We start from the raw sequence: 23,739 nt of genomic DNA, 5'->3' as shown, positions 1-23,739 counted from the left end.
CTCTTAGTATAAAAGCCCCTTATGTCGAAAACATCTCTGAATTGTATCCAAGTTGTAACAAACTTATTATTTAGTTACCTACTGGATTTCCGGGCAAGGAAATAACGAATCTGGAGCCTTCGGGGCTTGATTCGGCCAGTTTTATAGAGCCATGCTGCTTCTCTGCCAAACTCTTTACCAAGGCAAGGCCTAGTCCAGTACCTCCAGTTTCACGCGAACGGTCATCACTAACCGTATAAAACAGATCAAAAATCTGACTCTGCAACTCTTCAGGAATACCAATCCCGTTGTCCGCTACTTCGATGACAACTCGGCGTTCTCCAGTCGCATCCGTTTCCGAACGGTTCGACAGCCGCACCCACCCTCCGGAACGGTTATATTTCACCGCATTATCAAGCAGATTCGTGACGATATGCATAAGATTCTCCTGATCCGCCCATACCTGATCATCGATCAAATCCGAATCCAAGGAGATACCTCGCTTTTCCGCCTTGATATGCAGCCGTCCTAGAGCCTCTTCCAGCAGCGGCTTTACCTCGAATAAGGCAGCATTCGTCTCAAAATCGTAAATATCCATCGATGAGAGCTGAAGCGCCTTCTCGATAAGGGCATATAACCGTTCCGCTTCTTTGCTGATCTGGATACGTGCATTTTGCAGTAGAACTGGATCATCACTGTACATACCCAGCAGATCCGAGTAAGCCAGAATCGAGGTTAACGGGGTTTTTAATTCATGGCTGATATTGCCGATAAACTGCTTCTGCTGCTGCTCAAGCTCCTGCAATCGCTGAATAGCGGTCAACAGCTTCTGCTTCTCTTCATTTAACTCGTTAACATAGGAAGAAATGCTGCCACTCATATCATAAATCCCTTCCGACAGCTCCCCGATTTCATCTCGCCGACGGACAGGCGGCTTGTCTAGATAACGGCCTTGACCGATCTCCCGGGCAGCCTGATTTAGTTTCCTAAGGATAAACACTTGCCGCCACACGTACAAATATCCAAGCAAGAGGCCAGCGGCCAATACGGCAGCACCTGTTCCGATAAACAAGTCGCGGATATGGCGGTAGAACATGTTTTGTTCTTGCAGCGAGCCGTGAAACTGTACACTGCCAAGAAATTGATCGGCATTATAGAGTGGTGCCAGGTACAAAACCTGATTACCTAGTGTAATGTACGCCGCTTGACCTTTGGCCGTATGAGCGAGTGCATCCTTGACGTCAGTAAGTGGCTGAACAGGCAGCGATGTCCCGGCAAACTCCCCGGCAGCACTATACAGCGTGACCGCAATACCGCTTTGTCCACCTAGATCTACTGCCAGGCTTTGTCCATTTCGTTCCATAAATTCATCTGGTGACACCCGTTCACCAGTCAAATACTCCTCGCGCACACGAAGATTCGCTGAATTCGCCAGTTGGGCGAAGCTTTGCTCCATCCTTCTCTGCTGATCCTCATGGATACCCGCAAGTACCAACATGCTCAGCAGCACCACAACAAACGCGAGCAGCAAAGCGAGAAAAAAGGTGATTTTCCCTTTCAGACCGATCCTGAACTTATGCCGAGAAACGGCGGATCGAGTCATGAGTTTGTCCTCGTGCTTTTATAACCGATACCGTAAACGGTCTGAATGTGTCCCTGCCAATCGCCTAGCTTCTTGCGCAGCCGTTGAACATGAATATCCACCGTACGAGTTCCACCAGCGAAATCCATTTCCCACACCTGCCCGAGCAGCGCCTCTCGGGTGTATACCCGATCAGGATGCTGGGCTAGCAGCGCCAGCAAATCAAATTCTTTTGGCGTCAAATCTAGCAGTTTTCCATCAATCTTAACCGTGCGGCTGAGCAGTTCGATCATTATCCCGCCAAGCTCTATCCGACCCTCTTTGCTCGAAGCCGGATCCGGCGTTTCGATCTGGCGCCTTCTATACAGTGCCTTCACCCGGGCGACCACTTCCCGGATATCAAATGGCTTGGTCATGTAATCGTCGGCCCCTAGCTCAAGCCCTAGCACCTTATCTACAATATCGTTCTTAACCGTGAGCAGCATAACTGCCGGCCTATTATTGTCATCCAGCTTCCGGCACACTTCGTAGCCGTTCATCTTTGGCATCATCACATCCAGCACCATAACATCCGGCTTGAATACTGCCACCTTTTCCAGTGCTTCCAAACCATCTCCGGCCGTCTCCACTGTATATCCCTCACGCTGCAACGCATAAGCAATCGCGCTGGAGATACTAACTTCATCATCTACAACCAGCACTTTGATCATGCCGTGTTCACTCCTCGTCCTTATTACTATGTATTCTTTTCATTATAACAAAAACAAAACAAAAAAAGCCCTTGCTGCGCAAGGACTTGTTGGTTTTAAGTTATGGTGCGGTAGACAGGATTTGAACCTGCACGTCCATGGGACACTACCCCCTCAAGATAGCGTGTCTGCCGTTCCACCACTACCGCACATTTTAAATTGTCTTTCCTTCATACCATATCACTTCGAGGGAAGAAGTAAATGGTGAGCCATGAAGGACTCGAACCTTCGACACCCTGATTAAAAGTCAGGTGCTCTACCAACTGAGCTAATGGCTCTCATGTTGTAAAACGCACTCTTGAGAGCTTGCTTCACTCATTGAGGAAATTTGGTGACCCGTAGGGGACTCGAACCCCTGTTACCTCCGTGAAAGGGAGGTGTCTTAACCACTTGACCAACGGGCCTTACTTATTTCTTGTTCCTATCGTCATCTCTCTCGAGCGACTTGTCCACCAAGAAAATATGGCGGAGAGAGAGGGATTCGAACCCTCGCACCACTTACGCAGTCTAACCCCTTAGCAGAGGGTCCCCTTGAGCCACTTGGGTATCTCTCCATGGCTCCCCGAACAGGACTCGAACCTGTGACAACTCGATTAACAGTCGAGTGCTCTACCAACTGAGCTATCAGGGAATACTTCCATCAATTGCTGCTAATTTACTTACTTTTGACTTGCTTTTTTCTTTCGTTTCAACCGCTTGTTTACCGCGGCGACAAGTAATAATATATCACGGTCATTTCAGAAGGTCAAGCATTTTTTAAAAAAAGTTTTCCGCGACATTTTCCGCATACATAACGGGCAGGATCAAGCTTTCTTTTACGCGGATATTCTGTACCGCAGCTACGGCAGACTAGCATGTATTTATAAGGCGCAGGCGCCTTTGCTGCTCGTTCCGGTAGTGAATTGCAATAGCGGGATCCGCCAACATAAGCGAGCAGCTTTTTGAAATCCTCATCCCGATGCTGATATCCTCTCTTCATAATATGGAGATGATAATGGCACAGCTCATGCTTAATAATTTTTTCGGTTTCTTCAACACCAAACGCGGCTAGCTGATGCGGACTGATCTCAATATGATGTGACTTCGTAAAGTAACGGCCACCAGTCGCCTTCAGTCTGCCGTTGAACGTCGCTAAATGTTTGAACTGTCGTCCGAAGTTTTCGAGCGATACACGCTCTACCCAGCGTTGCAGCTCTTCATTATTCATTGTTATCGTCATTGTATTCTCCCCCACTACTTGAATTTTAAAGCGATCATAGGCTACACTGTCAAGTAGCAATCATTATAGAACGTGCCTTATGAGGGGAGTTTACTTACACTATGCCTACTATGCGTTATGTCCTTATGAACAGCGGCAGCAGCATCTTCTTTGTTGAGATGCCGGAATCTCATGCTTATCAGCTCAGCGCGCTTAACCTGCGCCTTCATAAAGAGATCGACAAGCTGACTGCTGATCATGTACCTCAACTGCCGTACACTGTCGCAGAATGCGATAATGTTGAGCTGCACGACAGCTCGATCCGGATCGCATCCGGACTTGACTACATTAATGAACTGGAACGTGATTTTGCAGCTGTGAAGGAATCGGCTTACCCACTGATTGCCCTGCTTACTGAGATCCGTGCGCTGCAAGCTCAGCTTGAGCAGTGGTACGAGGAAGAAGAAGTCTAAATAGGACCTGCACGGACATTTGCCCTTCCCCATATCGTATTAGTACATCAGGTATGGCCGGAAGGAGAAGATACGAATGCCACAATGGCTCTGCAATCAAATGATGCGTGCGTTTCAAAAGAAAGACCTTAGGCAGATTAAGCTGCTGAATGAATGCTGGTATTTTTATCGCAGCAAACAAACGACGAAAACAGAGGACGGCGACCGTCCCGAAATAACGCTTCACTAAGTAACGAAAAACTCCCGCAGCTAATAGCTCCGCGGGAGTTTTTTGCATTCATTTATTATTTCACGCCGTTCCAAAACGTGATCTCTTCCAATGGAAGACGTACGGTTGGACGGCCTTCTTCTTTTGCTTTACCGATTGGCAGCACGAGAAGCGGCAGGTAACGCTCTGGAATTTCGAAGAAAGCTCTCAGCTTATCACGGTCGTATCCACCCATTGGCACAGTGTCATAACCTTTAGATTTAGCAGCAAGCATGATTTGCATCGATACAAGACCAGCGTCAAACGCAACGATTTCAGTTACACGTTCCTTCGGAATGGTAGGGAACAGCTTCGTGTAGTGATCTGTGAAACGCTGAGCAATCTCTTCCGTCATATAACCAGCTTTAACAGCTGCTTCGTTAATCTCGCCAAGTTTAGTATAGAATTCCAGATCGCCAAGAATAACTACAACTGCAGAAGCATCAACAACTTGCTGCTGGTTATTGGAGATCGGCAGCAATTGCTCCTTCAAGTTTTGATCGGTTACAACGAGGAAACGCCAGGATTGCGTATTAGCAGAAGATGGTGCTTTTGTTGCCAGTTCCAAAATTTCATTAATTTCTTCATCTGAGATTTTGAACGAAGGATCATAATGACGAACAGAACGACGGGATGTCAATACTTCAGTAAATTCCGTTCCAACTTTTGTTTCAATAGCCATTGTCGGTTCCCTCCAAATTTGGTTATCTGTGTTACAGATTGCTCAGTTAAAATCATAAAGAAGGCATATAAGACAATAACTGCGGATAATTATTCACAGTTACAAACAAACTTAAATGCCAAATTCGCCTCTGCAAGTACGCTCGAATCTGTAACAGTTTTGATAACAGTATAAAATCAAGACGGCGGAAAGTCAACTGGGCCAGTGTGACTATTTTTCCGCCGTCAATGTTAATTATTCAAATCCATTCGTTTCAATGTACAGATCTGTTCAGAAAGCTGTGCAATGGTAACTTGCCCCAGCACTTCGATCGTTCTCCGTTCCACCTCATCGGTTATCTCCATAAAAGCAACCCGCATTTCCTGACCGAAGTCATGAATACCGGTTGTATCCAGCATTCCGTTGCATAAAGGCTCCCCTACTCGCAAAGCCAAATAAACGTCAGCAAGCGTAATCGTCTCAGGAGTACGCTTTAAGCGATAGCCTCCATCTCGGCCTTCTCTTGTCTCAAGCAATTGCTCACGTGCCAGCTTGGCAAGCACACGGCGAAGCATCGTAGCTTCTGATTTCAAATGCCCGGCGAGCTCAGCACTTGTGCAGGCATTTGGTTTGCGTGACAACACAACAAGTGCTTGCAGAGATAAACCAAACCATTTGTGATTAGGCGCACTGCTGCATCGCTCGGGCTGTTTATCTGATTGATTATCAGGCTGAATGATGATGTTCATCCTCTCCTTCCCAAGTAGGATCTTAGAGGCTCATCTGTATTATAGTGTTGCTCCTTAAGGCCAGCAAGCACGAAATTATGCCTGTTTGCGCATCGTAAGGGAGACTCTACCCTTTTTCAGATCAACGCCAAGCACCCATACGGTGACATTGTCGCCTACAGAAACGACATCCATCGGATGCTTCACGAATTTGTCGCTCAATTGCGAGATATGGACAAGACCGTCATTCTTAATGCCAATATCGATGAAGGCGCCAAAGTCGATAACGTTCCGAACTGTACCTTGCAATTCCATTCCTGGCGTAAGATCTTCAATATTCAATACATCTGTATGGAAAATCGGAGGCGGCAGCTCTTCGCGTGGATCACGACCCGGGCGAAGCAGGCTGTCGATAATATCCTTTAGTGTTGGTACGCCAACGCCAAGCACAGCTGCAATTTCGGCTGGATCAATACCAGACAGCTTTTCTTTCAGCTCATCGGTCCCAATCTGGTTCAGCTTGAGACCCAGCTGACCAAATAGTTTATCTACCACATCATACGATTCAGGGTGAATTGGCGTACGATCCAACTGATTCGCCGCTTCAGGAATTCGCAGGAAGCCTATGCATTGCTCATAAGATTTGGCACCAAGCCGCGGTACCTTCTGCAGCTGGCCACGCTTTGCGAACCGACCGTTTTCTTCACGATATTTGACGATGTTTTTCGCAATCGTTGCATTGATCCCCGCTACATAAGACAGCAGAGAAGCAGAAGCCGTATTCACATCGACACCAACATGGTTAACCGCCGACTCGACAACACCGCCAAGACTTTCGTCGAGACGCTTCTGACTGACATCATGCTGATACTGCCCAACGCCGATAGCTTTAGGCTCAATCTTCACCAGCTCAGCCAGCGGATCCTGCAGACGGCGTGCAATGGAGACGGCGCTGCGCTCTGCCACGTCCAAATCCGGGAATTCCTCGGCAGCCAGCTTGGATGCAGAATAGACACTTGCTCCTGCTTCGCTTACAATAATATATTTTAATTCGGCTGCTCCGGCACGTTTACGGATTAATTCAGCGATAAACTGCTCCGTTTCACGGGAGGCCGTTCCGTTACCGATTACGATCAGGGTCACGCTATAGCGGTCAATCATGCCGTTAATCGTCCGTTCAGCTTCCGCCACTTTATTGTTAGGAGGTGTCGGATACGTTACCGCTACTTCCATCAGTTTGCCGGTATCATCAATAACTGCAAGCTTGCAGCCTGTCCGATAAGCCGGATCGACGCCAAGAACAACATTGCCGCGAACAGGCGGTTGAAGCAGCAGATTACGCAGATTCTCAGAGAAAATCGAGATCGCGTGCTCCTCCGCTTTCTCGGTCAGCTCACCACGCACTTCTCGTTCAATTGATGGAGCGATCAGCCTTTTATAGGCATCCTCAATCACATTAACCAATACATCACGAACACCAGGAGCTGTTTGCTGACGAAGCACCTTGCGCTGAATAAACTCATGAATCCGATCTGACGTCAGATCAAATGTGACGCGAAGCACATCCTCCCGCTCCCCGCGGTTAATCGCCAATACGCGATGAGGCGGCAGCTTACGTACAGGCTCCTGGTAGTTGTAATACATTTCGTATACGGATTCCGTCTCAGCATTCTTCACTTCGGTACGAAGCAATGCTTGATCAAAGGTATGCTTCCGTACCCAGGCACGGATGGCTGCATCATCGGCAATATTTTCAGCTAGAATATCCATTGCACCTTGAAGGGCTTCTTCTGCTGAAGCAACTCCTTTATCTGCATCTATATATTTAGCGGCCTCTGTAAGCGGCTCTCCTTGACGTGGTTGTGCCCACAGCCACAGAGCAAGCGGTTCTAGCCCGCGTTCCTTCGCCACGCTAGCGCGTGTTTTCCGTTTTTGCCGGTAAGGGCGGTACAAATCTTCAATTTCCTGCAGCTTGCCTGCCGTTTGGATTGAAGCGCGAAGTTCGTCCGTCAATTTGCCCTGTTCATCAATCAGACGAATAACTTCCCGTTTACGATCTTCCAAATTACGCATATATTGCAGCCGCTCTTCGATAGCCCGGAGATCATTCTCATCAAGCTCACCAGTCATCTCTTTACGATACCGAGCAATAAACGGAATGGTGTTCCCTTCATCAAGTAAAGCAACTGCTGCTTTCACTTTCGTAATAGGAATGGACAGCTGCGATGCCATACCTTTAATAATCTGTTCGTTCTCAGCAGCGATCTGCTCGGGTGTCCGTTTGCCTGTGCTTGCAGCTTCCTCTTCTACTTGCTTCACTTTGATATCCGCCAAACAACTGCACGTCCTTTCAAGTTCTTATATGCAAAAAGACCATAACTATATTGTCTCAGATTTGAAACCGCTTTTCCATATTTGTGGAGATGAAATAAAAAGAACCGTCGGTATAACCACCAACGGTCCTGATTTGAAGCGCTTATCTTACATATGGATTATTCGCCATTTCGAATCCGATTGTTGTCTTTGGTCCATGTCCCGAGTATACCGTAACCTCAGGCGGAAGCTTATACAGCTTCGTCTTGATCGAGTCAAACAAATCCCGTTCACGTCCGCCGGGAAGATCGGTCCGCCCGATGGATTGCTTAAACAAGACATCTCCAGAGAACAAGTCAGTGCCGCAAAGGAAGCTTACGCTGCCCGGCGAGTGGCCTGGTGTATGCATCACTTTAAACGTTTGACCAATGAAGCTCAGTGTCTGGCCCTCATCCAGCGCATATTCAGCAGGACTTGTTGTTAATGGCGGTGTTACATCCGACCAGCGGAGCGATCCGTTCTTCTTCGCATCCGTCAGCCAGTCCGCTTCAAGATCATGAATGTACACCGGACATCCTGCTGCTGTCCGTACTTCTTCCACACCGCCCATATGGTCAAAATGAGCATGGGTCAGTAAAATCGCTTCAATCTTCACATTGGCGATCCGATCGAGGAGTCGTTTCGGATTCATGCCCGGATCAATAACAATTCCGCGTTCCTCGCCTGTCTGTTCATTCTTCTCCGTTAATAAATAAGCATTCGTCTGTATCGGACCAAGTGTAAACATCTCTATACGCATTCTTGTAAAACCCCAATCTGATGATTTATACCGATTCAATCAAGGCACGCAGCTCTTGAACAACTAGAGCTTGATAACCTGTGCCTTCGCCGTAACGGCGCATAATTTCCTGTCTTGTTGCAGTAAGATTCTCCTGATAATCCGCTGCTTCACGATCAGGATTTGCCTTTTTGAAGTTAACCATCGGCTCTTGGATGTATGTAGGTCTTGGCCCCCATGTGCCATGCACATTTCCTTCGGCATCTGCTACAATGACAACCGGCACGGAGCGACCGCCCATCGTAAGGAATTGATCCATCGTGTCGAGATTTTCTTCCATAATGAGAACCTCTGTTGGAATATCGCCCGCTTCAAGTGCACGGAATACAACCGGAATATTGCGCACAACGTCGCCACACCAGTCAGCCATCAGAATAAGGACACGCAAATCATTACGGTCTTTCAATGATTCGAAAAATTCACGGTCGCCGTTATCAGCCCATTCAAACTTATCATACCAGCCTTGGAAGGCTTCCTTATTCTTCGTCATACCTTCAATAAATTTCTCCGGACTAATGCCTTTGTTTACTTTATCAGCAACGCTTCTGCTCATATTCATCCCTCTTTCTCTATGTTATACAGATTTACCTTTGGAGCGAATAAGCTTGTAAACGACGTACACAATCAACAGGGCAATAGCGATCAGGATAGCCGGCTGTACATATTGGGCTGCTTTATCATCGATATCTTCCCAATTCTCTCCTAATGTTTTACCCAAATGAACAAATAAAATCGTCCATGGTATCGACGCAAGCGCCGTCAGCAGTGTAAAAAGGGAGAACGACATCTTCGCCATACCCGCTGGAACGGAAATAACTTGACGCATCACCGGTATAAACCGAGCCGTAAATACGATACCCGCTCCATATTTCTTAAACCAGTTTTCCGCAATATCCACATGCTTCATCTTGATCTTAATATACTTCCCGTATTTCTCCACAAGCGGACGGCCGCCGAAGCGTCCAATGCCATACAAAATCCAGTTTTGTGCGACTGCGCCGATCACACCGAATATTATAGCGCCGAAGTACGATATCTCGCCTTTCGATACTAAATACCCCCCAAAGCCCAATACAATTTCACTCGGAATAACCTCTATCATTAATCCAATTAATATGCCGAAATAACCAAGGCTTTCAATCCATAACAGAATTTCGTGTAACATATCCGAAACCCAACCCAACAACATCACGCCTTCCATCCTAAATAATAGCAATTGACTGTATTCTACCATACGAAGTGGATAAGCATCCACCCGACTGGAGTCGGGCATATCCATGAAAGCGCATTAGGACCAGCAGTCATGTACGGACAAGCCCGAGCATACACTAGCATCATCTTCGAATCTACTCCCACTAAATATACAAGAGGAGGAATCCTTATGTCTCGTGTGTTCATCATTCATAAAAAGCACGTTCAGCTGTTTGTCTTCGTTACGCTTATTATTCTCATGGCTGCCGTCTATCTAAGCTGGGAACGAACACGTACTGCAAGCAGTCTACCAACAGAGGTGCAGACTATTAAGCTTGTAACCGGCGAGTTCAGCTCGACGACAGCTGACGGCAAGAAGCTGGAAGTCTACCGCTGGGATCCAGGCACGATCAGCCTGCGCAAAGGCGAACCGGTTGAGCTCCAGATCAGCGGCGTGAATGGCAGCAGTCATCCTTTCATCATCGAGGGCCTCGGCATTAAAGGAGAAGTAAAAAAAGGACAAACTACGGTTGTCCGGTTTACACCCGAGCGGGCTGGCACCTATCCCATTATATGCCTCGTCCATACCGATATGAATAATGGCGGACCGATGGTCGGCTATATCGAAGTCCATTAACAAACGGTATTACGTATTTCTTCTGTGACCGTCTCATTCTCAGACGCATATTTATGGGTTAGAGAGGAGTCGGTTCACCATGAAGTCATCCGCCCAGAAACATACGACCGGCCTGCCGTCCGCAAGAAAAATCCGCCGCGCCTGCAGCAATGAATTATATCGAACCGTCAAAAGGTTAAAGGTATATGTGCCTAAGGAGAAGATGGATCAGGCCGAGACCTTGTACTACAAAAAGGTTATTCTAAACCTGCTGTATATTGCGGAGAATGAGAAAAACCGCAAAGTACTGTCCGATTGGTGGGACGAAAACGTCAGCGAAGAAATCGCCAAGCTGTGGGAGGTCGATCCCGCCCAGCTTCGTAGAGCGTTCAGAGATGCGTTTGGCGGATAATAACAGAACAAAAAGCTGCCGAGCGGTCGGCAGCTTTTTGTTTGATCAAATTGTCTTCTGAAGATATAGATTAATAATAGTTGTTCATGATTGGTGAATCGACTTTATTCTGCAAGGTAGCAAGTCTTAAAAGAACCGTGCTGATCTGTGCTTTGGTCACTGGTACATCAGGATTAAACTTACCGTTATCCGGTGTCAGCAAGCCAAGCTTTATAGCGATCGTTGCTGCTCCTTTATTTTTAATTTGAGCGGCATCCTTCAGCTTATTCACATCTGTATCACTTGCCATAAATTCTGACAACTTGTCATATTTAAGCAGCTTTGTGAGCCATACTGCCAGATTACCGCGGGTCAAAGCCTGCTCAGGATGCAGCTTTTGAGTTGGCGAAGCTTGCAGGAAACCTCGTTGCACCAAATAATCTACGGCATTCGCATATTCACTGTCGAGCGGAATATCGGCAAAGCGCTGTATTGCTGGGGTGTTATAATACTGTCCTGCTACAAAGCTGGCGAGCAGAATATTAACCCAATCCCCCGTATTAACCGTTTGGTCCGGATGGATGAGTCCATCGGATTCCGGTTTGATAATGCCATAATTGAACATAGTCTCGAGCGATTTGGAAGCCCAGTGTTTATTCGCATCTGCTGGCAGCTCGCCCTTCTCCACTGGCATGCCAAAGAAATTATACTGCTGCTCCAGCTTGCCGCTAATCGCGTTTACGAAGATGCCTAGGTTGTTCTGAAAATCTTTTAATACAGGTGAATAAACAAGTTTCGCTTGCTGCTCCTGAAGCTTGCCAGCAACATAATTACCGCCAACTGTCGCGTACTGCAGCTCGGCACTAAGTGCACTACGATACAGCTTGAGGGCTTCTTCCTCTGTAATCTTCGCCGTTAAGGAATCGAGCTTACTCAGCGTTTCCTTTGGAGTTGTCGTAGCATAATACTGCTTCAGATTGCCTTCTGCATCAAAGTTGATCTGAACGGTTGATGGCTCAATTGGCTTATCTTTATAGAACTGTTGGAACAAATACGTATAAGCAATATCAGGACCGTATGAAAAATTGCCCGGACGCTCAATTAGCTTCAAATCGCCTGATGCGTTCGGATAAAGCTTCGTAACCAGATCTTGTGCTTTAGCTTTGGCTTGCGCTTCTGTAAGAGAAGACTGTGCTGCTGTTTGAGCTTCATCTTCAGAGGATCCAGCAGAGGAATAGTCATAAGTAAAGAACTGAATAAGCTGCCCCGTAGCAGCATCTACTCCCGCTTGAATTTGTTCGCCGCCAAATGGATTACCAGATGAGATATTCCAAATTTTATGACCATTCCGATCGCTGCTAATCGAACCTTGTTCTTCGGATAACTCTCGGCCCAAAGCCGCCGCCACAACGGCTACTGCCTCCTCCTTAGTCAGCTCCCCCCCTTTATGCGGCTGGAACGGTGCTGCTGTCGAAGAAATGGCGGAATAGCTGACTCCTGGAAGAGAATCTACAGACTGACCATTATCGTCAAGGTACTTTCCTGATTTCGCATCAATTAAGCGAGTTCCGTTAATTGCAATATAGCCAAGGCGGTAGTCTGAAGCCTTGAGAGGAGAGTTGTAATAATCGGCATTCGGGATATACGCTAATTGAAGCTTAATCCCCTCTTTCATTTTTTCTTCTGCCTGTGCCACCGTCATTGTCGTGTCTGGAGAAGGATAGTTCTTATTCGTGCTGGAGCCGTAGTAATTGGTGATTTTACCGTTACCGTCAACAGTTATTTGAATTTGACTGTTCGACGTTGGAATGCCATTCACTTGCATCTGATAAATGAAGGTATATTGTACCGGGCCAAACAAGGCTTGTGGATAATTGCTTTCCGTTGGCGAGAGCTGCAGCTTGTCAGCCTTGATGGACGGTGCAACGACTGAGATGAATTGCTTAGCGATCTTCTCCGCCTCGTCCTTCGTTACTTTTGCCGGATAATAAGAGGATTCCTGATCAATTGGATAAAAATATGTAAGAATATCTCCCGTTATCGCATCAATGCTGGTACTGAATCCATGTGTGCCGTTCTCTACAGCAACACTCCATTCAATTGTCCAAACCATCTCATTGCTTGGCGGATACTGATTTGGGTTCCCGAGTTGAACACTAACGGCTTCAGCATCCTTTAATTCCGGGAACAGCTTTTTAAACTTGTCGACAGCTTCATCCTTCGAAATCTTGGCAAGACTCTCGTCCAGAACGCCTGAAGATGCTGCAGTTCCTTCGCCTGACGCAATTGCAATAGCCGATACGGTAGCACTTGCATCCGAAGCTGCATGGGCAAGACCACCAAATACAGGCACCTGGAGCAAGCTAAGGGATAGAACGGTTGCAAGCATCTTGCCTTTCATAGATCTTTTCATTCGTTTTTCACAATCCTCTCTCTAAAATTTGAACAACTTCCAAAATCATACAACTATCTATTAACGAAAACTATGGTTATAAAGTTTCATTTTTTTCCCAAATAATTGATGATGTTCTATTTATTATTCGTGCATAAAGGAAACATCAGCGCTGTTCCAAAATTGCAAAAGCCTGATCATGATTTTGAATTTTTTCTAAATTAATGCAATAACTATAAAACGCAGTGACGATTAAAAAGTTGCTCGATCTGAAAAATCAAAAAGCCGTTCGGGTTAGACCCAAACGGCTTTCCTCAACTCTTATTTATCGTTCCTGCAAACGGTCAACAGATACCTTCTTCGTGTTAACCGGATTGCCTCCAACTTGTACGGTAGCCATCCCACTGATCTCATCTACATTCTCGATCCATACGGAATCGCCGTCATCCAGATGCACTTCAATCGTGGCATCCGAGCTGTAAATTTGCTTGGCGCGGTTCACGTCCATTAAATTGCTGCCTCCTTCAACTTGCCTTTGCAGGTCAGTCTTTTGTCTCCGGAACGATATAATCGGTTGTTGACTCGTCGATTAACCCGTTTTGAGGGGACACAGTGCCTCCGCCTAAGCCTTCATTTACCATACGGTCAATATCCATAAAGTAATTGTCGCGGCCTTCATCCCATTTGTCAGCCGGCGCCTTCTCATTGTTATCATCAAGATCCATCATAGTCGGTTCACTCCTCCCTGCTGCAAGCATTGTTGGTTCAAGCAAAATATACCCGAATTGATTGATTCTCATGCATTGCGGGAACAATAAAGCTTATATATAGCTGCTTTGAAGCAATGAATCATCACAATGGCCCGAATCTGACCATTTGGGTGATCATTCATTTAAGCTTATGCTTTCGAAGCAATGAATCATCACAATGGCCTATATGTGGCCATTAGGGTGATCATTCATTTAAGCTTATGCTTTCGAAGCAATGAATCATCACAATGGCCTATATGTGGCCATTAGGGTGATCATTCATTTTAGGAGGAGATACCAGATGCATACTGTGTGGAAAGGTGCAATCAGCTTTGGGCTTGTTCATGTACCTGTCAAAATGTTCTCGGCAACAGAAGATAAGGATATATCGCTCCGTATGATTCACGAGCCTTGTGGCAGCCCGATCGCTTATACAAGACGTTGTCCAAGCTGCGATGTAGAGGCAGAGTGGAATGACATTATTAAAGGCTATGAATATGAGAAAGGCCACTATGTGCTATTTGATAAAGAAGAACTTGAGCAGCTGGCGGGAGAGAAATCACATACGATTCAGATTTTGGATTTTGTGGCGCTCGAAGAGATTGATCCCATCTACTTCCAGAAGACTTACTATCTGTCCCCTGATCAGGCAGGAGGCAATGCTTATGGTTTGTTACTGCAGGCCATGTCCGATACGGGCAAAATTGGTGTAGCCAAAGTGTCCATCCGTTCCAAAAGCAGCCTAGCCGCTATCCGTGTCATTGATAATTGCCTGGCAATGGAGACGATCTTTTTCCCGGATGAGATTCGCTCAATCTCACATGTACCCGGGATTCCAGAATCCGTTAATGTAAACGAAAAAGAGCTGACGATGGCGAAGCTGTTAATTGAGCAGCTATCAACGCCATTCGAACCGTCCAAATATACGGATGATTACCGAATCAATATGCTCGAGGCTATTAACAATAAAGTTGCCGGCCAAGAAATCCGCGTTGCGCCTCAGCAAGAGCAAACCAATGTGCTTGATCTGATGGCAGCTCTTCAGGCAAGTCTTGAGGCAGCAAAAATGCCGCCTGGCGGAGTTGGCCTTGATACCGGCGCAGGACAAACGGCAGCTAAAAGTGGTGCTCAAACCGACGGCGGCGCTGCCGCAAGCACCGATCAACCAGTAGTGAAGCCTCGTAAGCCAAGAACGAAGAAACCTAAGGCAACGGAGACCGTCTCTTAATGGCCGCATTCGTGCTCCCTTCCGAGCCGATGATTCCGATTGCGGATGATCGTATTCCTGAGGAACCTGGCTGGATCTATCAGATCAAATGGGATGGCGTCCGCATTGTGTCCACTATAAGTGAGGATGGTCACGTAGACCTGTACTCGCGCAGGCTGCTAAACAAAAACAACGTCTATCCTGAAATCCACAGGACACTTCAAGAGCAAGCTTCGCTTCTTGGTCCATGCATGCTGGACGGTGAAATCGTCTATTGGGATGGCGAACGGCCAAATTTCCAAATGGTGCTCACCCGTGAACGAAGCTTCGGCAGTGAACCTTCCCCTTCTACAGGCAAGGGGAGGGTTCTGTATGTCTTGTTTGATCTGCTGCATGATGGAGAGCAGGATCTTCGTCTACTCCCTTACGCTGAGCGGCATGAAAGAATGATTGCGAAGTTGAAGCCCGTTCGTTCTGACCGGCTTCTTACAGCTGATCTCTATACGGATGCAGATTCACTGTGGAAATGGGTAGATGAGCACCAGTGGGAAGGAATCGTTAGCAAGAGACTCGACAGCCCTTATAAGGAAGGCAAGGCACATCGTGATTGGCTGAAAAAAAAGCGAGCGCTGCTGCTCGATGTTGGCATCGTAGGCGTCAAACGCCGTGATGGCCGTGCGGCCAGCCTAATCATGGCAGATCAGGGCAGCTTCATTGGGAGCGTATCACTTGGCCTTGATGATGCCATGCGCGAGCTGCTTGGTGAAATGCTTCAGCTCAGGAGAAGTGATGCGCCATCATGGCCGATGCCCTTCGATACCTTACCTTCAGAACTGAAAGGCGAAAGCATCATTTGGCTGCCCTCGCCAATGCCATGCCGGGTAACAGGGCTGGAACTGACATCGGCCGGATTACTGAGGCATCCGAAGCTTGTATCCTTTGGCACAGGAGGCCGCCCATGAATATGACGCGAGCTTCATCGAAACGCTCCGCAGTTGTCACGGTCGAAGGACATGAAATTACGGTCACAAATCCGGAGAAGCCACTATGGCCGGAGCATGGAATTACCAAGCTTATGTATTTGGAAAAACTTACCGTGCTGTCGCCTTTTTTGCTGAAGTACTGCAAGGATCGTTATTTGACGACCATTCGTTATCCACATGGGTATGCCGGCAAATCGTTTTATCAGAAAAACTGTCCCGTCCCAAAACCGGATTTCGTTCATACTGCTGACATCGAAGGTATCTCTTATGTTCATCTCGACAGCCTGCCAACTTTACTGTGGCTTGGTAATCTGGCTTGTCTTGAATTCCATGCGTCTTTTGACAGGATTAATGAGCCGGATTACCCGACGGAATGGATTCTAGATCTGGATCCTTCACGAGAAGATGAGCCAAGAATTATTGAAGCTGCTGCACTGGTGGGGAGGCTGCTGGAATCTCTGAAAATCCAGTCTATTCCGAAAACTTCCGGGGCAACCGGCGTGCAGATTATTGTACCCCTGCAGCCACGTTATACGTTTGATGAACTAAGAAAGCTTGGCCAATTTGTCGGAGATTATCTATCCCGTGCCTATCCGCAGCTATTCACTGTAGAGAGGCTGACCAAAAATCGCGGCGACCTTATTTATGTCGACTATCTGCAGCATTACCGGGGAAAAACGATATCAGCAGCTTATACGCCAAGAGCCCGCTTTGGCGCACCAGTATCTACTCCACTCAAGTGGGAGGAGGTGTACGCCGGAGGGATTAAACCCGCTGACTTCCATCTCCTAAATATCGCAGATCGGCTGCAGCGTTATGGCGACTTGATCAATCTTGCGCAGCCGCAGGATTTAGAGCATGTGCTCAGCTTTATCGACGGCTCGAAATGAACCAACTTACAATAACGGTGAGAATAAATGGGCAGCGGCTTCCGCTGCCTTTTGCCGTCTCGACCTCATACTGAAGCTAGGCAGATCCAGCTCAAGACTATCCAACAGATCCTGCTCATAATCTTGTCGAAGCTGATCAATCGTCTGCTGATTGAACAGGACGGCATTTTGCTCAAAGTTACTGTGGAAGCTCCTCATATCCATATTCGCTGTCCCAACTACGGCCAGAAGGTTATCCACAATCATCACCTTCGCGTGAATAAATCCTTTCTGGTATCGATAGACTCGAATACCAGCTTCAAGCATCCGCTCAATAAACGAAAGGGTCGCCCATAGTACCACCTGTGTATCCGCAATGCCCGGTATAATGAGACGGACATCAACCCCACTCTTCGCTGCATTGCCAAGAGCGGACAGCAAGCTTTCATCCGGAATAAAATAAGGCGTAGATATATAAACGCTCGACTTTGCTGCTTTCACAGCCGCGAACGCTGTCTCCAGTATCGGCTCACCACTCCGGTCAGGTCCGCTGGATACAATAAGGACCGGCTCCTGCACCGTATCTTCCAGATCATGCTCCGGCATATACCCGGCATGCACAGGAAGACGCTCCTTCGCCGCAAGCTCCCAATCCTTCATAAACAGCTCCTGCAGGAAATACACCGAATCCCCTTTAAGCTGAAGCTGCGTATCCCGCCAAAAGCCTAGTCTTTCATCCTTGCCCAAATACTCATCGCCGATATTGATACCGCCTACGAATCCGACTCTCCCGTCGATTACGGCGATTTTACTATGATTGCGGCTGTTTAACAGTCTCTTGAACAAAGCAACTCTCGCGGGCAGAAAGCAGCTAACTTGAACTCCTGCCTGCTTTAGTTCCTTAATGTATCGCTTGCTCAAATGAACACTGCCAATACCATCATAAAGGACACGAACCTCGATACCCGCATTTGCTTTTTCAATCAGAAGGGTTAAAAATTGCTTACCAATTCCATCATCCCGAATCGTGTAATAATCCAGATGGATATGATGTCTGGCTTGTTCGATCGCATGAAGAATGGCTGCAAACGTTTCCTTCCCGTTTGTCAGTACCTTCACCTGATTGCCTAACGTAATTGGTCTCCCGGAGCATTCGTTCAACAGTTGGAGTAACTGCTCTTGTACCAGCATCCCGATATTATCGAGCTCGCCTATGCTGTTAACAGAGCTGGACAGACGTTCAGCAGCTTGTTCATATTCTCTTGAAATGTCTTGGCCTGCTTTCACCCGCTTCGAGCGCCCAATCATCCAATATCCGATGAAGCCTAGAAATGGAACAGCCAATGATAAGGCGATCCATGCAATAGCTTTTGCAGGTACCCGCCTCTCAAGCAATAAGATGATAGCAGGCTGAGCACTATATATCAGTAGTAGTAAAATAATTGCAGTAAGAAAACCGATCATGCCTGCACCCCATTAATCCAATCCATTCAACTAGTTTGGTCGGGCAGCTTCCAACGTATACGGTTTGAAATAAAAAACAGCCTGTTCCAGCCACGATATGGCGGCGGAATAGACTGCTTAAATCTTTTTCGTATTCAATAGATAATGCCGCAGCGCTTCCCGCCATGGCCGAAGTGGCTCCAAGCCATTGCTGCGAATAGCGCTATGATCCATCACGGAATAATGCGGACGTGGCGCTGGACGGGGAAATTCCGCCGTTGTACACGGTTCAATCTGTGTACCACTCCCACTCTCCTCCATAATAGCCTCCGCAAATTCATACCAGGAACAGACCCCGCTGTTAGAAGCATGATAGATACCGTAATAATCGGTTGATGCCAGCTCGAGCAGAAATAACGCTAGGTCATAGGTATAAGTCGGTGAGCCAAATTGATCGGACACGACCTTAAGCTGTTCCCGCTCAGACGCAAGCTTCAACATCGTCTTCACGAAATTATTACCGTACGCGCCATAAACCCAAGATGTTCTTACAATAAAGTAGCGGTCATGAAGGCTCTGCACGAGGTGCTCGCCTGCCAGCTTGGATTGTCCGTATACGGTTAACGGATTCGTACGATCATATTCCTTATACGGGACTGATCCTGCACCGTCAAACACATAGTCGGTACTAATCGCACACAGCTTGGCACCAACCTCTCTTGCAGCTAGAGCAATATTGCGTGTCCCTGCCGCATTGATTCGAAAAGCCTCATCAGGCTCGGCTTCTGCTTTGTCCACTGCCGTATAGGCTGCACAATGGATTACCACATCCGGACGAAGCTGGGACAATACCTCACGGCATTGTTCCAGACTAGTTATATCTAAGGCTGAACGATCAAGGCCATTGATAGCAAACCTGCCTTTCGAGTCCAGCATGACGAGCTCACGCCCCAGCTGTCCGTTAGCTCCGGTAACGACTACCTTAAGCGTCCTCTGATCTACTCCGGTCATCTCGCCTCCAGCTTTTTCAGCCAATCTTCATTCTGGAGATACCATTCAATCGTTGTCTTGATCCCATCTTCATAGGAGCGCTTCGGTTCCCAGCCAAGCTCATTACGGATTTGGCTGGCATCAATCGCATACCTGCGATCATGACCTAGACGGTCCTCTACATGATGAATGAGCGATTCCGGTTTACCCAGCTCTTTCAATATGGTCTGTACCACATGAAGATTCGTCCGTTCATTACTTCCGCCAACATTATACACTTCGCCGATTGTTCCTTGATGGAGCACCAGATCTATTGCATGGCAATGATCCTCCACATAGAGCCAGTCTCTCACTTGGAGACCATCGCCATATACCGGCAGCGGCTTATCCTGCAGAGCATTATGAATCATCAGCGGTATAAGCTTCTCTGGGAATTGATAAGGGCCGTAATTATTCGAACAGCGTGTAATCAGTGCCGGCAGACCAAAGGTCTCGTGATAAGCACGAACAAGCAGATCTGCACCAGCTTTACTGGCTGAATACGGACTATTTGGTGCAAGGGGGGTTGTTTCGGTAAACAGCCCTTCTGATCCTAACGTACCGTATACTTCATCCGTTGATACCTGTACATATTTTGACACTTTATAAATCTTGGACAACTCAAGCAGGACCTGCGTTCCCAGCACATTCGTGCGAACAAACACCCCCGGCTGCAGGATACTTCGATCTACATGAGACTCTGCCGCAAAGTTGAGTACCGCATCTATTCCACCCTCAAACAATGGAGTAAGAGCGGCTTGATCTGCAATATCCGCTTTGACAAACGTATAATTGGGATGATCCTCAATAGATTTAAGATTTTCCAGATTGCCTGCGTACGTCAACGCATCTACATTAATCAATTGATAATCGGGATAACGGCTTAACATATAGTGAACGAAGTTGCTCCCGATAAATCCTGCCCCTCCTGTAATTAACAGTTTCATTAGGCATGCTCACCCCTCATACACAAAATTATTTTCCGCTTGAGCAAGCATAGGATGCTTTGCATCTTTATCCGACAATATCGGCTTCGTTACCGGCCAATCAATGCCAAGCGCTGGATCGTCCCAAGCGATACCCCGATCATGCTCAGCCGAATATAGGGCATCGACCTTATACTGTACTTCACAGTTCGGCACCAAGGTGCAGAAGCCATGGGCAAAACCTTGCGGTACAAGCAGCTGTCTCTTATTCGCTGCACTTAGAATAAATCCCTGCCACTGCCCATAAGCTGGTGAGCCTTTGCGCATATCAACAACAACATCATAAATAGCCCCTGCCGTTACCCTTACCAGCTTCGTCTGTGCTTTGGGAAGCAGCTGATAATGCATGCCCCTAAGCACTCCCGCTTCAACCGAAAGAGAATGATTATCCTGTACAAAAGTATGGAGGAGCCCCTGTTCCCGCAAAGTTGTCTCATTATAGCTCTCCGAGAAGAAACCTCTGTGATCGCCATATACAGGAGGCTCCAGCAATTTGACACCTGGCAGCCTCGTTTCCATCACCTTCATGCTTCACCATCCTGTTATATCAAAACTTCACTATATTATATATATTCGACAAGCTCGTACTGACTCGTAGGCATACGCCATTTTTCTCCCTTCAGAGTCATATAATTCTGGCATGTTTCGAGCTTTGCGAGAATAAAAGTCAATAGAACGTTCCAATACCGGCCGGAAGGCAAGGAGGATCACAACATCTATGTTCAAAGACAATAAGCGCGCATCAGCGACCGATACGTTAATCGGGCAAGGTACGCATTTTGAAGGCAAATTGATCTGCGAAGCAAACCTCCGCATCGAAGGAGAGCATAGCGGAGATATTGAATGCGCTGGTGATGTCATCATCGGAGAAACCGGCATGGCCCGGTCTACGATCACTGCAAGAGATATTACAATTGCCGGGAAAGTATACGGCGAGGTGACGGCAAAAGGCAGACTGACCATTACAGCTGCAGGCCAATTGACCGGCAGCATTTCGGCTCAAGCCATTATTGTTCAAGACGGTGGTATGTTAAACGGGACCTGTCATATGGAGATGGCAAATGATATACGGACACGCCCACTGTCGGAAACAGGCAGCGGGAGCACCTCCACTACAAACACGAAGGAACAGACTCGCGAGAAAGAAAAAGCACGCCAAGCCGTTTAACAACATGAAAAAACTCCGATCGAGTTCCTGTTAGCAGGGCTCGAATCGGAGTTTTTTGGTGATTACGCCGCAACATCTCTCTTCTTGAAAACATACCAAGCAAGTCCTACAAAGATCGCATAATAGATCGCTAATACAAAGAAAGCGAAGCCTAACGTCATGCCATCTCGCATTGGAGCAGCGTCCAAATACTGCGTAAGGTCAAGGTGGATGAACAATAAATAATCAGCCCACTTGTATTTGAGCGTTGCTAACAATGGTGCAAAGGAGTTGACGCCAAGAATGAGGAACAAGGACAGTCCAATGGATAAGGCTCCACTACGGGACACCGTAGCAAGCATAAACGCAAGAGTAGTCGTCACTACAAGGGATACATATTTCAATAGACTGTATTTCAGCAAATAAGCTGCAACGGACCCCGATACGAGAGGAGAAACGACCTCCGAAGCTGTCACGTCCTGATAGCCGAACAATACGGTATTCAGGATAAAACTAAACAGCAGCATGACTACAGCCATTCCAAGCGCATACAGCAGCACCGCTATATATTTGGACAATAACACTTTCGATCTTGACCATGGACGAATCAGCAGCAGCTTAATCGTACCGCTTGTGAACTCATCCGCCACACTCCCGGAAGCGATAATGATCGTGAATACCGTAATGAGCATATAGGAGATCATCGATTCGGTAAAAATCATGCTCCAAGCTAGAGTGTTATGCGAATCGTCTACAAAATAAGTAATAATCGAGATAGCCGCTATCAACGCAAGCATTAGACCCAGCATCACATAGGTACGAGGACGGCGGTAAATTTTCATATTCTCATTAGTAACCAGCTTCATAAAATTAAACAATGCGTTCACCTCCTGTTACTTCCAGGAATTGATCTTCAAGCGATTTGGTTTGGACTCGTATTCCGTATACTTTGATTCCTTCTGCAACAAGTCTTGCATTAAAGGACGCAACGAAATCACGATTCGCTTCCAATACAATGCTATCGCCTTCCCTGAACGCCTCTTTACCAAGCTCCGCCGCCGCTGCAAGCGCTTCGGCCGGCTTGTCTACTTCAAACAAAATATTCACATTACTTTCAGCATTAATGCCGCCTTGTTGAATCGTACGTACGTCGATCAACTTGCCGTTCTGAATAATGGCTACACGATCGCACATTAGCTCCATCTCCGAGAGAAGATGGCTGGAGACGAATACGGCGATGCCTTCTTCCTTGGATAACTGGCGAAGGTAGTCGCGCAGCTCACGAATGCCTGCTGGATCTAAACCGTTTGTAGGCTCATCCAGAATGAGCAGCTTCGGCCGGTGCAGAATCGCTTGTGCAACACCTAGCCGCTGACGCATCCCTAACGAATACGTTTTTACCTTATCGTGAATTCGAGACTCCAGACCAACAAGATCGATAACCTCCTGAATTCGCTGCGGTGTAACGCCGTCGATCATTCTGGCGAAGTGAACAAGATTCTGATATCCTGTCAAATACTTGTACATCTCCGGGTTCTCTACAATCGCCCCAACATGGCGGATCGCCTGTTGGTACTGACTTCGAATACTATATCCGCCAATTTTGATTTCACCTGAAGTCATCGCCATGAGCCCTACCATCATACGGATGGTAGTCGTCTTGCCTGATCCGTTTGGTCCGAGGAAACCAAATACCTCACCAAGCGGCAAATCAAGCGACAGGTTGTTGATGATCGTCTTCTTCCCGATTCGCTTTGTAACCTGCTGTAACTGTACAATCGGTTGTTCCATAACACCCTCCTTAAATGAATGATCACCAAGATGGCCTAATCCAGGCCATTGTGATGATTCATCGCTTCGTAAGCATGAGCTTAAATGAATGATCACCAAGATGGCCTAATCCAGGCCATTGTGATGATTCATCGCTTCGTAAGCATACACTTTTGCCAAAATCTAGTTATATGTATT

26 protein-coding genes and 5 tRNA genes are annotated in these 23,739 nt (G+C 47.1%); 8 read left to right on the top strand and 23 right to left on the bottom strand.

Going from position 1 to position 23,739, the window contains the following annotated elements; genetic code table 11:
* Positions 1-70: 70 nt before the first annotated feature.
* The 8 genes from AB4Y93_RS08075 to AB4Y93_RS08040 all read right to left on the bottom strand — a co-directional run bounded on the left by AB4Y93_RS08075 (position 71) and on the right by AB4Y93_RS08040 (position 3,529).
* Positions 71-1,582 (bottom strand): HAMP domain-containing sensor histidine kinase, encoded by a 1,512-nt coding sequence (locus AB4Y93_RS08075; RefSeq protein WP_441890725.1) that lies wholly within the window; start codon positions 1,580-1,582, stop codon positions 71-73.
* Entirely contained in the window at positions 1,579-2,271 is a 693-nt protein-coding gene (locus AB4Y93_RS08070) for a response regulator transcription factor (protein WP_441890723.1), read from the bottom strand. Before AB4Y93_RS08070 ends, AB4Y93_RS08075 begins: the two co-directional genes overlap by 4 nt.
* Positions 2,272-2,374: 103 nt before the next feature.
* Positions 2,375-2,459 (bottom strand) — tRNA-Leu (locus AB4Y93_RS08065).
* Positions 2,460-2,512: 53 nt separating this feature from the next.
* Positions 2,513-2,588 (bottom strand) — tRNA-Lys (locus tag AB4Y93_RS08060).
* Positions 2,589-2,639: 51 nt separating this feature from the next.
* Positions 2,640-2,714 (bottom strand) — tRNA-Glu (locus AB4Y93_RS08055).
* Positions 2,715-2,773: 59 nt separating this feature from the next.
* Positions 2,774-2,864: transfer RNA gene (locus AB4Y93_RS08050), tRNA-Ser, on the bottom strand.
* A gap of 1 nt (position 2,865) precedes the next feature.
* A tRNA-Asn gene (locus tag AB4Y93_RS08045) sits at positions 2,866-2,941 on the bottom strand.
* Positions 2,942-3,055: 114 nt separating this feature from the next.
* Complete coding sequence (locus AB4Y93_RS08040) at positions 3,056-3,529, bottom strand: SprT family protein (protein ID WP_441890721.1); 474 nt, start codon at positions 3,527-3,529, stop codon at positions 3,056-3,058.
* 101 nt (positions 3,530-3,630) lie between these two features.
* Between AB4Y93_RS08040 and AB4Y93_RS08035 the strand changes: the two genes are divergently transcribed.
* Entirely contained in the window at positions 3,631-3,981 is a 351-nt protein-coding gene (locus AB4Y93_RS08035) for a hydrolase/acyltransferase (RefSeq protein WP_441890719.1), read from the top strand.
* 76 nt (positions 3,982-4,057) lie between these two features.
* Positions 4,058-4,210, top strand: coding sequence for a cortex morphogenetic protein CmpA (cmpA, locus tag AB4Y93_RS08030; RefSeq protein WP_167279456.1), 153 nt, complete (start codon positions 4,058-4,060; stop codon positions 4,208-4,210).
* Between the two features lie 55 nt (positions 4,211-4,265).
* On the opposite strand, the gene AB4Y93_RS08025 is transcribed toward cmpA, so the two are convergent.
* The 6 genes from AB4Y93_RS08025 to AB4Y93_RS08000 form a co-directional block, all read right to left on the bottom strand.
* On the bottom strand, positions 4,266-4,910 hold the full coding sequence (locus AB4Y93_RS08025; protein ID WP_441890717.1) for a nitroreductase family protein: 645 nt from the start codon (positions 4,908-4,910) through the stop codon (positions 4,266-4,268).
* Between the two features lie 230 nt (positions 4,911-5,140).
* Positions 5,141-5,638 (bottom strand): Rrf2 family transcriptional regulator, encoded by a 498-nt coding sequence (locus tag AB4Y93_RS08020; protein ID WP_441890715.1) that lies wholly within the window; start codon positions 5,636-5,638, stop codon positions 5,141-5,143.
* A 75-nt stretch (positions 5,639-5,713) separates the two neighbouring features.
* Entirely contained in the window at positions 5,714-7,951 is a 2,238-nt protein-coding gene (locus AB4Y93_RS08015) for a Tex family protein (protein WP_441890713.1), read from the bottom strand.
* A gap of 142 nt (positions 7,952-8,093) precedes the next feature.
* Positions 8,094-8,729 (bottom strand): MBL fold metallo-hydrolase, encoded by a 636-nt coding sequence (locus AB4Y93_RS08010; RefSeq protein WP_167279454.1) that lies wholly within the window; start codon positions 8,727-8,729, stop codon positions 8,094-8,096.
* 25 nt (positions 8,730-8,754) lie between these two features.
* A complete protein-coding gene (locus AB4Y93_RS08005; protein WP_441890710.1) occupies positions 8,755-9,321 on the bottom strand; it encodes a thioredoxin family protein in 567 nt (188 codons plus the stop codon).
* 21 nt (positions 9,322-9,342) lie between these two features.
* A complete protein-coding gene (locus AB4Y93_RS08000) occupies positions 9,343-9,957 on the bottom strand; it encodes a DedA family protein (RefSeq protein ID WP_441890708.1) in 615 nt (204 codons plus the stop codon).
* 192 nt (positions 9,958-10,149) lie between these two features.
* On the opposite strand from AB4Y93_RS08000, the gene AB4Y93_RS07995 reads away from it, so the two are divergent.
* Both AB4Y93_RS07995 and AB4Y93_RS07990 read left to right on the top strand, forming a co-directional pair.
* A complete protein-coding gene (locus tag AB4Y93_RS07995) occupies positions 10,150-10,596 on the top strand; it encodes a cupredoxin domain-containing protein (RefSeq protein ID WP_441890706.1) in 447 nt (148 codons plus the stop codon).
* Positions 10,597-10,675: 79 nt separating this feature from the next.
* Complete coding sequence (locus AB4Y93_RS07990; protein ID WP_441890704.1) at positions 10,676-10,987, top strand: dehydrogenase; 312 nt, start codon at positions 10,676-10,678, stop codon at positions 10,985-10,987.
* 70 nt (positions 10,988-11,057) lie between these two features.
* Here the strand turns inward: AB4Y93_RS07990 and AB4Y93_RS07985 are convergent, their stop codons facing one another.
* The 3 genes from AB4Y93_RS07985 to AB4Y93_RS07975 form a co-directional block, all read right to left on the bottom strand.
* Entirely contained in the window at positions 11,058-13,379 is a 2,322-nt protein-coding gene (locus AB4Y93_RS07985; RefSeq protein ID WP_441890702.1) for a YcdB/YcdC domain-containing protein, read from the bottom strand.
* 304 nt (positions 13,380-13,683) lie between these two features.
* A complete protein-coding gene (locus AB4Y93_RS07980) occupies positions 13,684-13,866 on the bottom strand; it encodes an H-type small acid-soluble spore protein (protein WP_441890700.1) in 183 nt (60 codons plus the stop codon).
* Positions 13,867-13,900: 34 nt separating this feature from the next.
* Entirely contained in the window at positions 13,901-14,086 is a 186-nt protein-coding gene (locus tag AB4Y93_RS07975; RefSeq protein WP_441890698.1) for a hypothetical protein, read from the bottom strand.
* Positions 14,087-14,408: 322 nt separating this feature from the next.
* Here AB4Y93_RS07975 and ku point away from each other — a divergent pair, with 322 nt between their 5' ends.
* The 3 genes from ku to ligD are packed head-to-tail and all read left to right on the top strand — an operon-like array spanning position 14,409 to position 17,187.
* Positions 14,409-15,335 (top strand): non-homologous end joining protein Ku, encoded by a 927-nt coding sequence (gene ku, locus AB4Y93_RS07970; RefSeq protein WP_441890696.1) that lies wholly within the window; start codon positions 14,409-14,411, stop codon positions 15,333-15,335.
* Positions 15,335-16,276, top strand: coding sequence for an ATP-dependent DNA ligase (locus AB4Y93_RS07965; RefSeq protein WP_441890694.1), 942 nt, complete (start codon positions 15,335-15,337; stop codon positions 16,274-16,276). Before ku ends, AB4Y93_RS07965 begins: the two co-directional genes overlap by 1 nt.
* On the top strand, positions 16,273-17,187 hold the full coding sequence (gene ligD / locus AB4Y93_RS07960; protein ID WP_441890692.1) for a non-homologous end-joining DNA ligase: 915 nt from the start codon (positions 16,273-16,275) through the stop codon (positions 17,185-17,187). The genes AB4Y93_RS07965 and ligD overlap by 4 nt, the downstream gene beginning before the upstream one ends.
* A 6-nt stretch (positions 17,188-17,193) precedes the next feature.
* Here ligD and cls read toward each other — a convergent pair whose 3' ends face one another.
* The 4 genes from cls to rfbC form a co-directional block, all read right to left on the bottom strand.
* Positions 17,194-18,630, bottom strand: a complete 1,437-nt coding sequence (gene cls, locus AB4Y93_RS07955) for a cardiolipin synthase (protein WP_441890690.1) — start codon at positions 18,628-18,630, stop codon at positions 17,194-17,196.
* A 117-nt stretch (positions 18,631-18,747) separates the two neighbouring features.
* On the bottom strand, positions 18,748-19,620 hold the full coding sequence (gene rfbD / locus AB4Y93_RS07950) for a dTDP-4-dehydrorhamnose reductase (RefSeq protein WP_441890688.1): 873 nt from the start codon (positions 19,618-19,620) through the stop codon (positions 18,748-18,750).
* A complete protein-coding gene (gene rfbB / locus AB4Y93_RS07945) occupies positions 19,617-20,585 on the bottom strand; it encodes a dTDP-glucose 4,6-dehydratase (protein WP_441890686.1) in 969 nt (322 codons plus the stop codon). Before rfbB ends, rfbD begins: the two co-directional genes overlap by 4 nt.
* A 9-nt stretch (positions 20,586-20,594) precedes the next feature.
* Complete coding sequence (gene rfbC, locus AB4Y93_RS07940; RefSeq protein WP_441890684.1) at positions 20,595-21,152, bottom strand: dTDP-4-dehydrorhamnose 3,5-epimerase; 558 nt, start codon at positions 21,150-21,152, stop codon at positions 20,595-20,597.
* 190 nt (positions 21,153-21,342) lie between these two features.
* On the opposite strand from rfbC, the gene AB4Y93_RS07935 reads away from it, so the two are divergent.
* Positions 21,343-21,792: a bactofilin family protein gene (locus AB4Y93_RS07935; protein ID WP_441890682.1), complete on the top strand. Its 450-nt coding sequence runs from the start codon at positions 21,343-21,345 to the stop codon at positions 21,790-21,792.
* Positions 21,793-21,854: 62 nt separating this feature from the next.
* On the opposite strand, the gene AB4Y93_RS07930 is transcribed toward AB4Y93_RS07935, so the two are convergent.
* Together AB4Y93_RS07930 and AB4Y93_RS07925 are read right to left on the bottom strand one after the other, a co-directional pair.
* A complete protein-coding gene (locus tag AB4Y93_RS07930) occupies positions 21,855-22,649 on the bottom strand; it encodes an ABC transporter permease (protein ID WP_441890680.1) in 795 nt (264 codons plus the stop codon).
* A complete protein-coding gene (locus AB4Y93_RS07925) occupies positions 22,642-23,562 on the bottom strand; it encodes an ABC transporter ATP-binding protein (RefSeq protein ID WP_441890678.1) in 921 nt (306 codons plus the stop codon). The genes AB4Y93_RS07930 and AB4Y93_RS07925 overlap by 8 nt, the downstream gene beginning before the upstream one ends.
* Positions 23,563-23,739: the final 177 nt, after the last annotated feature.

The organism is Paenibacillus sp. YAF4_2, from assembly GCF_052113225.1.
In the GTDB taxonomy this organism is placed as follows: domain Bacteria; phylum Bacillota; class Bacilli; order Paenibacillales; family Paenibacillaceae; genus Pristimantibacillus.
Note: the sequence above shows the minus strand (reverse complement) of the source record. Positions and strands in the feature narration are given on the sequence as shown.

Coding starts and splice junctions, on each gene's coding strand:
- cmpA (WP_167279456.1), top strand. CDS start 4,058: ATGCCACAATGGCTCTGCAATCAAATGATGCGTGCGTTTCAAAAGAAA.
- AB4Y93_RS07980 (WP_441890700.1), bottom strand. CDS start 13,866: ATGGACGTGAACCGCGCCAAGCAAATTTACAGCTCGGATGCCACGATT.
- rfbC (WP_441890684.1), bottom strand. CDS start 21,152: ATGAAGGTGATGGAAACGAGGCTGCCAGGTGTCAAATTGCTGGAGCCT.
- ku (WP_441890696.1), top strand. CDS start 14,409: ATGCATACTGTGTGGAAAGGTGCAATCAGCTTTGGGCTTGTTCATGTA.
- AB4Y93_RS08025 (WP_441890717.1), bottom strand. CDS start 4,910: ATGGCTATTGAAACAAAAGTTGGAACGGAATTTACTGAAGTATTGACA.
- ligD (WP_441890692.1), top strand. CDS start 16,273: ATGAATATGACGCGAGCTTCATCGAAACGCTCCGCAGTTGTCACGGTC.
- rfbD (WP_441890688.1), bottom strand. CDS start 19,620: ATGACCGGAGTAGATCAGAGGACGCTTAAGGTAGTCGTTACCGGAGCT.
- AB4Y93_RS07925 (WP_441890678.1), bottom strand. CDS start 23,562: ATGGAACAACCGATTGTACAGTTACAGCAGGTTACAAAGCGAATCGGG.
- AB4Y93_RS08070 (WP_441890723.1), bottom strand. CDS start 2,271: ATGATCAAAGTGCTGGTTGTAGATGATGAAGTTAGTATCTCCAGCGCG.
- AB4Y93_RS07965 (WP_441890694.1), top strand. CDS start 15,335: ATGGCCGCATTCGTGCTCCCTTCCGAGCCGATGATTCCGATTGCGGAT.
- AB4Y93_RS07995 (WP_441890706.1), top strand. CDS start 10,150: ATGTCTCGTGTGTTCATCATTCATAAAAAGCACGTTCAGCTGTTTGTC.
- AB4Y93_RS08020 (WP_441890715.1), bottom strand. CDS start 5,638: ATGAACATCATCATTCAGCCTGATAATCAATCAGATAAACAGCCCGAG.
- AB4Y93_RS08010 (WP_167279454.1), bottom strand. CDS start 8,729: ATGCGTATAGAGATGTTTACACTTGGTCCGATACAGACGAATGCTTAT.
- AB4Y93_RS08000 (WP_441890708.1), bottom strand. CDS start 9,957: ATGTTGTTGGGTTGGGTTTCGGATATGTTACACGAAATTCTGTTATGG.
- cls (WP_441890690.1), bottom strand. CDS start 18,630: ATGATCGGTTTTCTTACTGCAATTATTTTACTACTACTGATATATAGT.
- AB4Y93_RS08075 (WP_441890725.1), bottom strand. CDS start 1,582: ATGACTCGATCCGCCGTTTCTCGGCATAAGTTCAGGATCGGTCTGAAA.
- AB4Y93_RS07985 (WP_441890702.1), bottom strand. CDS start 13,379: ATGAAAAGATCTATGAAAGGCAAGATGCTTGCAACCGTTCTATCCCTT.
- AB4Y93_RS08005 (WP_441890710.1), bottom strand. CDS start 9,321: ATGAGCAGAAGCGTTGCTGATAAAGTAAACAAAGGCATTAGTCCGGAG.
- AB4Y93_RS08035 (WP_441890719.1), top strand. CDS start 3,631: ATGCCTACTATGCGTTATGTCCTTATGAACAGCGGCAGCAGCATCTTC.
- rfbB (WP_441890686.1), bottom strand. CDS start 20,585: ATGAAACTGTTAATTACAGGAGGGGCAGGATTTATCGGGAGCAACTTC.
- AB4Y93_RS08040 (WP_441890721.1), bottom strand. CDS start 3,529: ATGACGATAACAATGAATAATGAAGAGCTGCAACGCTGGGTAGAGCGT.
- AB4Y93_RS07975 (WP_441890698.1), bottom strand. CDS start 14,086: ATGATGGATCTTGATGATAACAATGAGAAGGCGCCGGCTGACAAATGG.
- AB4Y93_RS07990 (WP_441890704.1), top strand. CDS start 10,676: ATGAAGTCATCCGCCCAGAAACATACGACCGGCCTGCCGTCCGCAAGA.
- AB4Y93_RS07935 (WP_441890682.1), top strand. CDS start 21,343: ATGTTCAAAGACAATAAGCGCGCATCAGCGACCGATACGTTAATCGGG.